General features: G+C 65.2%; 14 protein-coding genes. 8 read left to right on the forward strand and 6 right to left on the reverse strand.

Annotated features, from left to right (window positions below):
* Positions 1-45 precede the first annotated feature (45 nt).
* The 6 genes from SOM39_RS12815 to ykgO form a co-directional block, all read right to left on the reverse strand.
* Positions 46-1,281, reverse strand: coding sequence for a TraB/GumN family protein (locus SOM39_RS12815; RefSeq protein WP_068851262.1), 1,236 nt, complete (start codon positions 1,279-1,281; stop codon positions 46-48).
* The gene (locus tag SOM39_RS12820) at positions 1,274-1,804 is read right to left on the reverse strand and encodes an N-acetyltransferase family protein (protein ID WP_320458537.1); all 531 of its coding nucleotides are present in this window, start codon (positions 1,802-1,804) and stop codon (positions 1,274-1,276) included. The genes SOM39_RS12815 and SOM39_RS12820 overlap by 8 nt, the downstream gene beginning before the upstream one ends.
* Positions 1,805-1,827: 23 nt before the next feature.
* Positions 1,828-2,715, reverse strand: a complete 888-nt coding sequence (locus SOM39_RS12825) for a carbon-nitrogen hydrolase (RefSeq protein WP_095364215.1) — start codon at positions 2,713-2,715, stop codon at positions 1,828-1,830.
* Positions 2,716-3,307: 592 nt separating this feature from the next.
* Positions 3,308-4,345 carry an agmatine deiminase family protein gene (locus tag SOM39_RS12830; protein WP_320458538.1) on the reverse strand — a complete coding sequence of 346 codons (1,038 nt, stop codon included), beginning with the start codon at positions 4,343-4,345 and terminating at the stop codon, positions 3,308-3,310.
* A gap of 44 nt (positions 4,346-4,389) precedes the next feature.
* Positions 4,390-4,716 (reverse strand): hypothetical protein, encoded by a 327-nt coding sequence (locus SOM39_RS12835; protein ID WP_068851273.1) that lies wholly within the window; start codon positions 4,714-4,716, stop codon positions 4,390-4,392.
* Between the two features lie 148 nt (positions 4,717-4,864).
* On the reverse strand, positions 4,865-4,990 hold the full coding sequence (gene ykgO / locus SOM39_RS12840) for a type B 50S ribosomal protein L36 (RefSeq protein ID WP_017355593.1): 126 nt from the start codon (positions 4,988-4,990) through the stop codon (positions 4,865-4,867).
* Between the two features lie 193 nt (positions 4,991-5,183).
* Between ykgO and cmk the strand changes: the two genes are divergently transcribed.
* The 8 genes from cmk to galU all read left to right on the forward strand — a co-directional run bounded on the left by cmk (position 5,184) and on the right by galU (position 13,455).
* A complete protein-coding gene (gene cmk, locus SOM39_RS12845; RefSeq protein WP_068851276.1) occupies positions 5,184-5,864 on the forward strand; it encodes a (d)CMP kinase in 681 nt (226 codons plus the stop codon).
* Positions 5,865-6,058: 194 nt separating this feature from the next.
* Complete coding sequence (gene rpsA, locus SOM39_RS12850) at positions 6,059-7,744, forward strand: 30S ribosomal protein S1 (RefSeq protein WP_068851279.1); 1,686 nt, start codon at positions 6,059-6,061, stop codon at positions 7,742-7,744.
* Positions 7,745-7,834: 90 nt separating this feature from the next.
* Positions 7,835-8,140, forward strand: a complete 306-nt coding sequence (locus SOM39_RS12855) for an integration host factor subunit beta (protein WP_017355596.1) — start codon at positions 7,835-7,837, stop codon at positions 8,138-8,140.
* Positions 8,141-8,196: 56 nt separating this feature from the next.
* A complete protein-coding gene (locus SOM39_RS12860; RefSeq protein WP_320458539.1) occupies positions 8,197-8,481 on the forward strand; it encodes a LapA family protein in 285 nt (94 codons plus the stop codon).
* 6 nt (positions 8,482-8,487) lie between these two features.
* Entirely contained in the window at positions 8,488-9,666 is a 1,179-nt protein-coding gene (lapB, locus tag SOM39_RS12865) for a lipopolysaccharide assembly protein LapB (RefSeq protein WP_068851284.1), read from the forward strand.
* Between the two features lie 3 nt (positions 9,667-9,669).
* Positions 9,670-10,644: an MraY family glycosyltransferase gene (locus SOM39_RS12870; protein WP_217538373.1), complete on the forward strand. Its 975-nt coding sequence runs from the start codon at positions 9,670-9,672 to the stop codon at positions 10,642-10,644.
* 16 nt (positions 10,645-10,660) lie between these two features.
* Positions 10,661-12,568, forward strand: a complete 1,908-nt coding sequence (locus SOM39_RS12875; protein ID WP_320458540.1) for a nucleoside-diphosphate sugar epimerase/dehydratase — start codon at positions 10,661-10,663, stop codon at positions 12,566-12,568.
* Positions 12,565-13,455: a UTP--glucose-1-phosphate uridylyltransferase GalU gene (galU, locus tag SOM39_RS12880; RefSeq protein ID WP_068851293.1), complete on the forward strand. Its 891-nt coding sequence runs from the start codon at positions 12,565-12,567 to the stop codon at positions 13,453-13,455. Before SOM39_RS12875 ends, galU begins: the two co-directional genes overlap by 4 nt.
* The last annotated feature ends 31 nt before the right edge of the window (positions 13,456-13,486 follow it).

Consider the following 13,486-nt stretch of genomic DNA (forward strand, 5'->3'; position numbering starts at 1 on the left):
TTGTTCCGCACTGGTAGGTACCGACCGTTGGTCGGTACGGCGCCGTCAGCCGCCGACCTTGTTCCAGACCTGGAAGCCGGTGAGCCACAAGCCCAGCATGCTGCCCAGGTTGGTCAGCATGAAGGTCAGCACCACCCGGGTGACGCGGTTGCGGTACCAGCCGCGCACGCTCTGCGCGTCATCGCGCAACTTGAGGAAATCCTCGTACGCCGGCTTGCGCAGGCGCGCCTCGACCAGCGCGGCAAAGGCGCCGGTCGGGATGCTCAGGCGGAATGGCTTGAATGGTGCCACCACGATCGCGGTGAGGATGCTCAGCGGGTGGCTGCCGGCCAGCAGGCAGCCCAAACCCGCCAGGCCGCCGGTGTACATCGCCCACACCGCCAGCAGCTCGGTGCCCACGCCCAGTCCGCCGCGATAGAACCCCACGGCAATACCGGCCAACACCACCGCCAGGATGGTCAGCGTGATCCACGGAATGTTGCGCTTCTTCGGCACGTCTTCCAGCGACGCGCGCAGCGGGCCGGGCGCTTCGGTGTCCGATTCCAGGTACTTCGCCAGCCCGGCCAGGTGGCCGGCACCGACCACGGCCAGCACTTCGCGCTGGGCCGGATCGTGCACTTCGCGCAGGCGGGTGGCCATGTAGCGGTCGCGCTCGCCGATGATGGTTTCGTACAGGGCCGGGCTTTCGCTGGCGAACTCGCCGAAGCTGGCTTCCAGCATGTCGCCCTGCTTGAGTTTCTCGATCTCGTCTTCGCCGACGTCGTCGGAGGCGAACAGGCCGGCGCCCAGGCCCATGACCAGTTTGATCTTGCCGAAGAAGCCCAGCCGCTGCGAGGCGCGCTTGAAGGTCAGGCCCACTTCGCGGTCGATCAGGTGCACCGGCAGGTTGTGCGCGTTGGCCAGGCCGACCGCGCGCTTGAGCTCGGCACCGGGCTCGATGCCCAGCTGCTCGGCCAGCCGCCGCTGGTAGGCGGCCAGGGCGAGGTTCGCGGCGAACAGCGCCACGCGGCCCTTGCGGATCACTTCGACCAGGTCCAGTTTGGCCAACGCATCGGGATTGGTCAGCGCCTGCAGGCGCTGCGGATCCAGCTCCACCGCGACCGCATCGAAGCGGCCGCTGTTGATGGCCCGTTCCACCACCTCCACGCTGGCCTGCGAGACGTGCGCGGTGCCCAGCAGAGTGTAGCGCACGCCGTCGCGCTCGACCACGCGCACGGGCTGGCCGGCGAACAGGGTGTCGCCGTTGTCGTCCATCAGGTTTTCAGTCATTTCATCATTCATTCGAAGGGGCGCTGTCGACACCGTCGCCGAGCGCGCGCTGCATCTGCACCGTATCCAGCCAGCGCCCATGCTTGCGGCCCAGGCCACGGAAAATGCCGACCAGGTGGAAGCCGAAGCGTTCGTGCAGCTTGATCGATGCGGTATTGGTCGGTTCGCCGATCACCGCCACCATCTGCCGGTAGCCGCGCGCGACGCAGGCGTCGATCAGGCCCTGCATCAGCGCGGTGCCGACGCCCTTGCCCTGGAGCGCGGCATCGACGTAGACGGAGTTTTCGACCGTCCACTGGTAGGCGATACGCCCACGGTAGGTGTTGGCATAGGCGTAGCCGGCCACGTGGCCGTCAACCTCGGCCACGATGTACGGGAAACCGCGTGCGACGATGTCGCGCATGCGCCGCTGCATCTCGGCCGCATCCGGAACGTCGTACTCATAGGTGTTGACGAAATCGGTTACTTCCACCGCGTAGATGGCGGTGATGGCCGCAATGTCGGCATCGGTGGCGTCGCGCAGCAGCACGGTCACGGGGCAGGGTTCCTGTGGGAAGGTCAGTCGATGTAGCGCTTGAGCAGGTCGCCATAGGCGTCGATGCGGCGGTCGCGCAGGAACGGCCAGATGCGGCGCACGTGTTCGCTGCGCTGCAGGTCGACATCGCAGACCAGAACGGTCGGTTCGCCACCGGCTTCGGCGATGAACTCGCCCTGCGGGCCCAGCACGTGGCTGTTGCCCCAGAACTGGATGCCCGAGGCGCCGAGCGGCGACGGCTCATGGCCGACGCGGTTGCAGCTCAGCACGGGCACGCCGTTGGCCACGGCATGGCCGCGGTGGCTGAGCACCCAGGCATCGCGCTGGCGGCCCTGTTCGTCCTTCTGGTCATCCGGATCCCAGCCGATGGCGGTGGGGTAGAGCAGCAGTTCGGCACCGGCCAGCGCCATCAGGCGCGCGGCTTCGGGGTACCACTGGTCCCAGCAGACAAGCACGCCAAGGCGACCCACCGAGGTATCGATCGGCTTGAAGCCGATGTCGCCGGGGGTGAAGTAGAACTTCTCATAGAAGCCGGGATCGTCCGGGATGTGCATCTTGCGATACTTGCCCAGCAGGGTGCCGTCCTTTTCGAACACCACGGCGGTGTTGTGGTACAGGCCGGCGGCGCGGCGCTCGAACAGCGAGCCGACGATCACCACGCCATGCTTCTTCGCAAGCGCGCCAAGGCGCTCGGTGCTCGGCCCGGGGATCGGTTCGGCCAGGTCGAACTCATCCACCGATTCGTGCTGGCAGAAGTACGCGCCGTTGTGCAGTTCCTGCAGCAGGACCAGCTTGGCACCCTGGGCAGCCGCTTCAGCCACGCGCGTTTCGATCACGGCCAGGTTGGCGGCCGCGTCACCGTGGTTGCGCTCCTGGATCAGGGCGACGGAAAGGGTGTGGCGTGAGCTCATCCGGGGCGGGTCCTGCAGGGGGAAAAACGCAGTTTATCGCGGATGGGTGTGTGCGGCGTGCTGGTTGTTAAACCGGTGCTGTTAACGCCTTAAGTAGCCGGGTTTGCGGATCGCCGGGCGTTGCCCGGCTGCTGGTGGATCCAGGCGAACAGCCTTGGTGCAGCGGCTCCGAGGCTTGGCGGGACGGTGCGGGTTTGCGGGGGACGCCGTGAACCCATCCATGGGGGCTTGGTCGCCGCATCCATGCGGCTCACACCCCCGCAAACCCGCCCCGACCCGCCTTCGACGTTGGCCGGAGGCCAGGGGAAAGCAACGGCCGCAGCCAACATCGACTGCGTCTTCGTTCTGGGATCTGGCATTTGATCTTCCATGGCCACCAATACACCGTCGAGGGTCGGCGGGGGCGGGTTTGCGGGACTGTCAAAAACATGGATGTTTTTGCCAAGCCCCCATGGATGGGTTTACGGCGTGTCCCGCAAACCCGCACCCGCCGACCCAGCTCAGGCCATGCGGTGCCCACCGGCTGTTCGCCCAAAACCAAAAGCGCCGGGCAAAGCCCGGCGCCTGGGAAACTCGCGATTGCCGAAGTGCGTTACGCCGCCAGCAACCCAGCCGGCAACTGCATGGTGATGCAATGCAGGCTGCCGTTCTGCCAGATCAGCGAGCGGCAGGGCACCTGCACGATCTCGTGGTTCGGATACGCCTGGGCCAGCACGTCGCGTGCCGCGTCGTCGGCCACGTCACCGTAGGCCGGCATCAGCACCGCGCCGTTGAGGATCAGGTAATTGGCGTAGGACGCGGCCAGGCGGCGGCCTTCGTCGATCACCGGGCGTGCCCACGGCAGCGGGAACAGGCGGTACGGCTGGCCGTCGGCGGTGCGCAGCGCGGCCAGTTCGTTGCCCATCGCCTGCAGCTCGGCATGGTGCGAATCGCTGGCGTCATCGCAGGCCTGGTAGACAATGCTGTCCACCGACGCGAAACGCGCCAGCGTGTCGATGTGCGCGTCGGTGTCGTCACCTTCCAGGTAGCCGTGGTCCAGCCACAGCACCCGGTCCTGCGCCAGCCAGCTCGCCATGTCCGCGCTCAGCGACGCACGATCCCGGTCCGGGTGGCGTTCGTGCAGGCACTTCCAGGTGGTGAGCAGGGTGCCCGCACCGTCGGTTTCGATGGCGCCGCCTTCCAGCGCGAACGGAATGCTCTGCAGCTCCGCGTCGGCGAACAGGTTGGCGGCGTGCAGCACGCCTACCAGCTGGTCGTCCAGGCTGGCCTCGAACTTGCCGCCCCAGCCGGTGAAGCGGAAGTCCAGCAGCCGGAAGCCGCCGTCGGCGCGGCGCAGCGTGATCGGGCCCGAATCGCGCAGCCAGGTGTCGTCGTACGGCGCGGTGACGAAACGCACGCGGTCGGTGTCGATCCGGTTGGAGCGCAGGCGCGCGTCGGCGTACGCCTCCAGGTCGTCATCGGCCACGATGATCACCACCGGCTGGAAGCGGGTGATGGCCGCGACCAGCGCGATGTAGGTGTCCTCGACGTCACCCAGGCGGTCGGCCCAGTCGGTGTCGGCGTGGGGCCAGGCGATCAGGATGGCGGACTGGGATTCCCATTCGGCCGGAAAGCGGAGCGTATCGTTCATGGTCTCGGTGCGATGGCCCGCCGGGCGGCGGGCGTTCTGATGGATCAGCGGATCGGCGGCTTCGGGCCGACTTCGTTGCTGTCAGCCTTGTTGGCCACCACGTCGATCACCTTCTGCTTCTCGAAGTAGACGGTGAACATCGGGTAGACCCAGCGGTTGATGGTCGGCCACTGGCGCTTCTGGCCGCCGCGCGGCTCCAGCTTCTCGCTGGGCTCACCGAAGCGGCTCAGGACCTGGCTGGTGGTCTCGCCGCGCACCGGCACTACCGGCGCCACCTGTTCCTTGGTGCGGTCGATCAGCAGGGTGTCGGCGTGGGCGCTGGCGCAGGCCAGCAGGGCAAGCAACGGCAGTGTGGTCAGGTAACGCTTCATCTCGATCTACTCCCCAGTGGTCAAGAAAGGAACCACGACCGACGGTCGTGACTTATCCGGCGATTACAACAAAATTGGCAATAAAAAACCGCCCGGAGGCGGCTTTTTATTCAGGCAGGTCGCGACCGGTGGTCGCGACGGCCCAGGCTCAGCGCTGGCGAGCCTTGAAACGCGGGTTCGACTTGCAGATCACGAAGATCTTGCCGCGACGACGGACGACCTTGCAGTCACGGTGACGGGACTTGGCCGACTTCAGGGAAGACAGGACTTTCATTGCATACCTCGGCGTAAACGTGGATTCGGTTGGAGCGCGGCCGCGATATGCAGATGACAATCGGCAGGTGACGCCCGTTCAAGCCCGCCATTCTACCGGGCTTTTTTCCATCCTTTCAAGTGCTTGCACTAAAAATGTCTTGGACGGGGCCGGGCAGGGGCTAGAATGGGGGGTCAAATCCACAGGGAACCCCATGAACCAGCCTTCTCCCGTGCTCACCATCGACGGCCCGTCCGGGGCCGGCAAGGGGACCGTCAGCCGCATTGTCGCACGCCGGCTGGGCTGGCATTACCTGGATTCGGGCGCCCTGTACCGCGCCGTGGGCGTGGCTGCCAGCTGGGCCGATATCGACACCTCCGACGCCTCGGCGCTGGTCCGCTGCACCTTCGACACCCATGTCCGCTTCGTCGAGGCCGACGATGGCAGCCTGCGTGTCATCGTCAATGAGACCGACGCCACCGACGAGCTGCGGCTGGAAACCACCGGGGCCCTGGCCTCGGCCATTGCCGCCATTCCCGAGGTCCGGGCCGCCCTTAAAGAGCGTCAACGCGCATTCAGGGTTCTCCCGGGCCTGGTAGCCGACGGGCGGGACATGGGGACGGTCATCTTCCCCGACGCCCCATTCAAGGTCTTCCTGACGGCCAGTGCCGAGGAGCGCGCCGAGCGCCGGCATAACCAGTTGAAAGACAAGGGGGTTTCTGTTAACTTTGATGACCTCCTGCGCGAGATCATGGCCCGCGACGCCCGTGATGCACAGCGCACAGTGGCGCCCCTGAAGCCGGCAGACGATGCCGTCGTCATCGACACCAGTGGTATCGGCATCGACGAAGTCGTTGCCAAGGTACTGGATCTGCTTCCGGTTTCGGGTGCCTGATCCGTGGCAAGGAGGCCGCCAATCCATCGGCGGTAGTCGCACCAATGCAATGCAGTAAAAGCTCCGTCCCGCAATGATGCGTGGCGGTTTTCCTACTTCACACACGACCTGCGTTTCCGGGGTCGACCAACAGGCGGGCAGTAAACGGAACCCTCGCGGGGACCAATGCCCATGTGTCCAACAGAGTAAATCTAATGACCGAATCATTTGCCGAACTGTTTGAAGCCAGCCAGGCCAATCTGGCCAAGCTGAAGCCGGGCGCCATCGTCAGCGGTGTTGTCGTTGAAGTCCGCGGCGACGTCGTGGTGATCAACGCCGGCCTGAAGTCCGAAGGCATCGTGCCGATCGAACAGTTCCGTAACGACGCCGGCGAAATCGACGTCGCCGAAGGCGATGTCGTCAAGGTCGCCCTCGACTCGATCGAGAACGGCTTCGGTGAAACCGTCCTGTCGCGCGAGAAAGCCAAGCGCGCCATGGTGTGGGACGAGCTGGAAGAAGCCCTGGAAAAGAACGAAACCATCACCGGCCGCATCAGCGGCAAGGTCAAGGGTGGTTTCACCGTGGACATCAAGGATGTCCGCGCGTTCCTGCCCGGTTCGCTGGTGGATGTGCGCCCGGTGCGCGACCCGGCCTACCTGGAAGGCAAGGAGCTGGAATTCAAGCTCATCAAGCTGGACCGCAAGCGTAACAACGTCGTGGTCTCGCGCCGCGCTGTCGTCGAAAGCGAGCACTCGGAAGAGCGCGAGCAGCTGATGGACAAGCTGCAGGAAGGCGCGATCCTGAAGGGTGTCGTCAAGAACCTGACCGATTACGGCGCATTCGTGGACCTGGGCGGCATCGACGGCCTGCTGCACATCACCGACATGGCCTGGAAGCGCGTGCGCCATCCGTCCGAAGTCGTGAACGTCGGCGACGAGCTGGACGTGCGCGTGCTGAAGTTCGACCGCGAGCGCAACCGCGTTTCGCTCGGCCTGAAGCAGCTGGGCGAGGATCCGTGGGACAACATCGCCCGCCGTTACCCGGCCAACAGCCGCGTGTTCGGCAAGGTCTCCAACGTCACCGATTACGGCGCGTTCGTCGAGATCGAGCCGGGCGTCGAAGGCCTGGTGCACGTCTCCGAGATGGATTGGACCAACAAGAACGTCAACCCGTCCAAGGTTGTGCAGGTCGGTGACGAAGTTGAAGTCATGGTCCTGGACGTCGACGAGGAGCGTCGCCGCATCTCGCTGGGCATGAAGCAGGTTGCCGCCAATCCGTGGGAAACCTTCGCTGCCATCCACAAGAAGGGCGACAAGGTGTCGGGCCAGATCAAGTCGATCACCGACTTCGGCATCTTCATCGGCCTGGACGGCGGTATTGACGGCCTGGTGCACCTGTCCGACATCAGCTGGAACACCACCGGCGAAGACGTGGTCCGCAACTTCAAGAAGGGCGACAACCTGGACGCCGTCGTCCTGGCCGTCGATCCGGAGCGCGAGCGCATCAGCCTGGGCGTCAAGCAGCTGGAGCAGGATCCGTTCGGTCAGTACATGGCTGCCAACCCGAAGGGTTCGAAGGTCGAAGGCGTGGTCAAGGAAGTGGACGCCAAGGGCGCTACCATCGAACTGGCTGACGGCATCGAAGGCTATGTCGCTGCGCGTGACGTTGCCAACGAGCGCGTCGACGACGCGACCCAGTTCCTGAAGGTCGGCGACAAGGTTGAAGCGAAGTTCGTGGGCATGGATCGCAAGGGTCGTACCCTGCAGCTGTCGATCAAGGCCAAGGACGACGCGGAAATGCGCGAAGTGCTGGAGGAATACCAGTCCTCTTCGGCTTCCAGCGGCACCACCCAGCTCGGCGCGCTGCTGCGTGCACAGCTGAACGGCAACAAGTCCGAGTAATCGGCCTTTACCCGTAGCAGTAGTTTCCTGGACGGCCCGGACAATTGTCCGGGCCGTTTCAGGGTTTGAGACCCTCGACGCGAGTCCGCAATGACCAAATCCGAGTTGATCGAAATCCTGGCGCGCCGACAGGCGCATCTGAAGTCGGACGATGTCGATCTGGCGGTGAAGTCGTTGCTGGAAATGATGGGCGGGGCGCTGGCCGGCGGGGATCGCATCGAGATCCGCGGGTTCGGCAGTTTTTCGTTGCACTACCGGCCGCCGCGGCTGGGGCGCAACCCCAAGACCGGGGAATCGGTCGCACTGCCGGGCAAGCATGTCCCGCATTTCAAGCCGGGCAAGGAACTCCGTGAGCGCGTAAGCGCCGTGGTGCCGCTGGAAAGCGATCCGGCCTAGTAGAGCGGATGGTTAGTCCGCTACTCTCTACCTCAAAGGGAATGGGAGCTGCCACAATGAAAGTCGCACGTCTGTTGATCCTGCTCGCCGTGCTGGTGGCCGGGCTCGTCATCGGTGCCCTCAATTCGCAGGACATGACCCTCAACCTGGGGTTCACTGCCATCCATTCCAGCACCGGCCTGGCCATTACCGTGGCCCTGTTGACCGGTGCGATCATCGGTGCCGGGCTCGTCCTGGTGGGGCTGGTGATTCCGTTGTATTCCCGACTGCGCAAAGCGCAGAAAGCGGCTCCGGCCGCCGCCCCCGTGGCGTCTTCTTCTTCACCTTTCGACGGACGTTGAGCGCCGATGGAATTTGTATCCGAGTGGTTCTGGTTTTTCCTGTTCCTGCCGCTGGCAGCACTGTCGGGCTGGGTGATCGGCCGTCGCGGTGGCCAGCGCCATGGCGACAACCAGGTCAGCCACCTGTCCAGCACCTACTTCCGTGGCTTGAACTACCTGCTCAACGAGCAGCCCGACAAGGCCATCGAACTGTTCCTGCACATTGCCGAGCTGGACAAGGAAACCTTCGAGACCCAGGTCGCGCTGGGCCACCTGTTCCGCCGCCGGGGCGAGGTTGATCGCGCCATCCGCCTGCACCAGGGGCTGGTCAACCGTACCGACCTCAGCGACGCACAGCGCGTCCAGGCCCTGCTGGCGCTGGGCGAGGATTACATGAAGTCCGGCCTGCTCGACCGTGCCGAAACCGTCTTTACCGAACTGGCCCAGATCGACCAGCGCGCCCCGCAGGCGCTCAAGCACCTGATCGGCATCTACCAGGCCGAGCGTGACTGGGAAAAGGCGATCGACAACGCCACCCGTTACGAAGAAGTCACCGGCGAGCCGATGGGCAAGCTGGTGGGGCAGTTCGAGTGCGAGCTGGCCGAACGCTTCCGTGGCGCCGGCAAGATCGATGAAGCCCGCGCGGCCATTGCCCGTGCCTACCAGGCCGATGCGATGTCGGTGCGTGCCGGCATCATTGAAGGGCGCCTGGAAACCGATGCCGGCAATGCCGAAGCCGCGGTGCGCGCGTTCGAGCGGGCCGCCCGCAACGATCCCGAATACCTGCCCGAGGTGCTGCAGCCGTTGATGCAGAACTACCGCAAGGTCGGCGATCTGGGCGGCGCGCGCGCGTTCCTGTCGGAAATGACCGAGCACTATCGTGGCATCGCCCCGGTACTGGCCCTGACCCAGCTGATGGAAGAGCAGGAGGGCGTGGCCCCGGCCCGCGCCTACCTGGGCCGGCAGCTGAAGGATCGCCCGTCGGTACGCGGCGAGTCGGCATTGATCGACCTCACCCTGGCCGAAGGCGCCGACTCCACCGCCACCCTGCATGACCTCAAGCACATCACCGACCAGCTGCTGGTCCGCAATCCGGCCTATCGCTGCACGCGTTGTGGCTTCGGTGCGCGCACCCACCACTGGCAATGCCCCAGCTGCAAGGAGTGGGGTACGGTCAAGCCGCTGTTGAACTACGCGGTGCTCTGAGCCATGCCGGCAGGGTGGTGGATGGGGCTGCCGGCCGTGCTGGCGGTGGCGGCGGTGCTCACGTGGTGCGCCCGCCGGTACGCGCTGCGGCGCAAGCTGTTCGACCAGCCCGGGGAACGCCGTAGCCATGTCGTGGCGACCCCGCGCGGGGGCGGCATTGCCATCGTGGTGACCCTGCTGCTGGCGCTGGCCGCGGCGGCGGTCATCTGGCCGGGCGCCCGGACGCCGTTGCTGGTGTCGGGGCTGGGCCTGGTGCTGGTGGCCGGGATCGGCTGGTGGGACGACCACCGGCCGCTGCCGGCGGTGCGCCGGTTGCTGGTCCATCTGCTGGCCGCCGGCCTGCTGGCAGGTCTGGTGTGGGATGCAACGGGCAACCCCTGGCAGGCGCTGCTGGCGCTGCTGTTTACGACATCCCTGATCAACATCTGGAACTTCATGGATGGGATCAACGGGATCGCGACCAGCCAGGCCATTCTGGCCGGCGCCGCGTTCGCGCTTGTCCTGCCGGGTCCGCTGGCGTTGGCCGGGATTGTCCTGGCACTGGCCTGCCTGGGTTTCCTGCCATTCAATTTTCCGAATGCAAGGATCTTCATGGGCGATGTGGGCAGCGGGGCGTTAGGTTATGCCGTCGCAGCCCTGGTCTGCCTGGCCAGCGTGGCAACCGACATCTCATGGCTGCTGCTGCTGGTACCGCTGACGGCTTTCCTCGTGGACGCTGGCTTCACACTGCTTTCGCGCATGCTGTCGGGGCAAAGATGGATGGAGCCCCACACCCAACATCTGTATCAACGTGCCGTCAAAAGTGGTGCAACGCACACTTCGGTTACAGGGACGTACTTTGTTTTTGGTCTGTTCAGTATTACAGTGTTTAATGCTTGCACGTATTTGCAGCCGAGGTGGGAGGCTGCCGTAGCCGTAGCGTGGATGTTCCTCGCGACCGGTCTTTGGCTGCTCCTGCGCAAGGGAATGCGCTACTAGAAGGATTGTTTGCTTTATGACGCCTTGGCAGGACCGTTTCACGAGTCTGCTTCCCCGTGCCGCCATCGTGGTCCACGACCTGTTCATGGTCTGGGCGTGCTGGCAGTTGCTGCATGCCGGCCGCTATTCGATGCTGGCCGATGCGCCCTCGTTGCCGCTGTGGAACATCGATACCTCGCTGGTGCTGGTGATCCAGGCCATCGTCTTCTGGCGAGTGGGCCTGTACCGCGGGCTGTGGCGGTTCGCCAGCGTGGCCGACCTGCTGCACATCTTCAAATCCAGCTTCATCGGGTTGCTGGCCATCGTGGTGGTGCTGGCTTACAAGCGCTTCAATGGCGTGCCGATGTCGGTGCTGGTGATCTATCCCTTCGCGCTGTCGGCCCTGCTGGGCGCGCCCCGCCTGCTGTACCGGGCATGGAAGGACTACCAGGCGCTGCAGTCGGATGCGACCGCGCGCCGGGTGCTCATCCTGGGCGCCGGCCAGGCTGCCGAAGCGCTGGTCCGCGACCTGCGCCGGTCGGGGGATTTCGAACCGGTTGGCCTGCTCGACGACGCGCCGCACCTGCAGGGGGCGAAGCTTCAGGGCCTGCCTATCCTGGGCACGCTGGACGATGCCGCCTCGGTGGTACGCGAAACCGCGGCCAAGCTGCTGGTGATCGCCATTCCGTCGCTGGATGCCGCCGGCATGCAGCGCGTGGTGGCCATCTGCGAAAGCACCGGGGTGCCGTTCCGCATGGTGCCCAAGCTCAACGACGTGCTGCTGGGCCATTCGCTGCCCGGTGAGCTGAAGGAAGTGGCGATCGAGGACCTGCTGGGGCGCAAGCCGATCCTGCCGGACTGGTCGCTGATCCGCGGCTGGCTGGGCGGGCGCACCGTGCTGGTGACCGGCGCCGGTGGTTCGATCGGCTCGGAACTGTGCCGCCAGTGCGCGCGCCACGGGGCAGGGCGGGTCGTACTGCTTGAAATGAGCGAGCTGCTGCTGCTCACCATCGAGGCCGAACTCAAGCGCAGCTTCCCCGACCTGGTCGTGGAGGCAGTACTGGGCGACTGTGGCGACCCGGCGGTGATCCGCCACGCCTTGTCACTGTCGCAGGTGGATGCCGTGTTCCATGCGGCGGCCTACAAGCAGGTGCCCGTGCTGGAACGGCAGCTGCGCGAAGCGGTGCGCAACAACATCCTGTCCACCGAAACGGTGGCCCGGGCCTGCGTGGAAGCGCGGATCGAACATTTCGTGTTCATCTCCACCGACAAGGCGGTTGACCCGGTCAACGCCCTGGGTGCCAGCAAGCGCTACGCCGAGATGATCTGCCAGAGCCTGGACCAGAAGACCAGCCATACCCGCTTCGTCACCGTGCGCTTCGGCAACGTGCTCGCCTCGGCGGGGAGCGTGGTGCCGGTATTCCGCGAGCAGATCCTCAAGGGCGGCCCGGTCACGGTCACCGACCCGGAAGTAACCCGCTACTTCATGACGATTCCCGAAGCCTGCCAGCTGATCCTGCAGGCGGCGGCATCAGCCTCGCACGGCGCGATCTATACGCTCGACATGGGCGAACCGGTGCCGATCCGGGTGCTGGCCGAGCAGATGATCCGCCTGGCCGGCAAGCAGCCGTACAAGGACATCGCCATCATCTACACCGGCCTTCGTCCCGGCGAAAAGCTGCACGAGACCCTGTTCTATTCGGACGAGGACTACCGCCCGACCGCGCATCCCAAGATCCTCGAGGCCGGTGTGCGCACCTTCGCCCGCGAGCAGGTGCTGGGCAACGTGCCGCGCCTGCGCGAGGCCATCGCCAACTACGATACCGATGAGATCAACAGCATCCTGTTCGCGACCATGCCGGAATTTGCGCCGTTGCAACACGAATCTCACGTCGAGTCGGCTAAGGTGCTTCCCTTTCCGGCACGAGAGGCCAACAGGCTGTGACGAACAAGCGCATTCGCAAGGCGGTTTTCCCGGTGGCGGGGCTGGGCACCCGGTTCCTTCCCGCAACCAAGACGGTTCCCAAGGAAATGCTGCCGATCATCGACCGGCCGTTGATCCAGTACGCCGTCGATGAGGCGATCGAAGCAGGGTGCGACACCCTGATCTTCGTCACCAATCGTTACAAGCACGCGGTCGCGGACTATTTCGACAAGGCGTACGAGCTGGAGCAGAAGCTCGAGCGCGCGGGCAAGACCGAGCTGCTGGAACTGGTGCGCAACGTGCTGCCGGAAGGCGTGCGCGCGGTGTTCGTGACCCAGACCGAAGCGCTGGGCCTGGGCCATGCGGTGCTGTGTGCCAAATCCGTGGTGGGCGACGAGCCCTTCGCGGTGCTGCTGCCTGATGACCTGATCTGGAACCGCGGCGACGGCGCCCTCAAGCAGATGGCCGATCTCAACCAGGCCACGGGCGCCAGCGTGATCGCGGTTGAAGACGTGCCCCACGAGAACACGGCCAGCTACGGCATCGTGGCGACCGAGGCCTTCGACGGCCGCAAGGGGCGCATCGCGCAGATCGTGGAAAAGCCCAAGCCGGAAGACGCGCCGAGCGATCTGGCCGTGGTTGGCCGCTACGTGCTCAGCCCGAAGATCTTCGAACTGCTTGAAGCCACCGGCAAGGGCGCGGGCGGTGAGATCCAGCTGACCGACGCCATTGCCGACCTGCTGAAAACCGAAGAGGTCAACGCGTACCGTTTCGAAGGTACCCGGTTCGACTGCGGCACCCACCTCGGGCTGGTGGAAGCCACCATCCGCTTCGCGCTGGAAAGCCACAAACTGGGCAAGCCGGCGCGCGAGAAGCTGGCGCAGATGCTGGAAGAAGACGAGGGGTAAGCCCCGCGTCCCATGCACGCGCATGAAAAAG

It is taken from the genome of Stenotrophomonas sp. CFBP8994, from assembly GCF_034044835.1.
GTDB classification, from domain to species: Bacteria; Pseudomonadota; Gammaproteobacteria; order Xanthomonadales; family Xanthomonadaceae; genus Stenotrophomonas; species Stenotrophomonas rhizophila_A.

Bases quoted from the DNA above. Each gene is read 5' to 3' on its own strand.
- SOM39_RS12815 (WP_068851262.1), bottom strand. From the start codon at position 1,281: ATGAATGATGAAATGACTGAAAACCTGATGGACGACAACGGCGACACC.
- SOM39_RS12825 (WP_095364215.1), bottom strand. From the start codon at position 2,715: ATGAGCTCACGCCACACCCTTTCCGTCGCCCTGATCCAGGAGCGCAAC.
- SOM39_RS12830 (WP_320458538.1), bottom strand. From the start codon at position 4,345: ATGAACGATACGCTCCGCTTTCCGGCCGAATGGGAATCCCAGTCCGCC.
- SOM39_RS12835 (WP_068851273.1), bottom strand. From the start codon at position 4,716: ATGAAGCGTTACCTGACCACACTGCCGTTGCTTGCCCTGCTGGCCTGC.
- ykgO (WP_017355593.1), bottom strand. From the start codon at position 4,990: ATGAAAGTCCTGTCTTCCCTGAAGTCGGCCAAGTCCCGTCACCGTGAC.
- cmk (WP_068851276.1), top strand. From the start codon at position 5,184: ATGAACCAGCCTTCTCCCGTGCTCACCATCGACGGCCCGTCCGGGGCC.
- rpsA (WP_068851279.1), top strand. From the start codon at position 6,059: ATGACCGAATCATTTGCCGAACTGTTTGAAGCCAGCCAGGCCAATCTG.
- SOM39_RS12855 (WP_017355596.1), top strand. From the start codon at position 7,835: ATGACCAAATCCGAGTTGATCGAAATCCTGGCGCGCCGACAGGCGCAT.
- SOM39_RS12860 (WP_320458539.1), top strand. From the start codon at position 8,197: ATGAAAGTCGCACGTCTGTTGATCCTGCTCGCCGTGCTGGTGGCCGGG.
- lapB (WP_068851284.1), top strand. From the start codon at position 8,488: ATGGAATTTGTATCCGAGTGGTTCTGGTTTTTCCTGTTCCTGCCGCTG.
- SOM39_RS12870 (WP_217538373.1), top strand. From the start codon at position 9,670: ATGCCGGCAGGGTGGTGGATGGGGCTGCCGGCCGTGCTGGCGGTGGCG.
- SOM39_RS12875 (WP_320458540.1), top strand. From the start codon at position 10,661: ATGACGCCTTGGCAGGACCGTTTCACGAGTCTGCTTCCCCGTGCCGCC.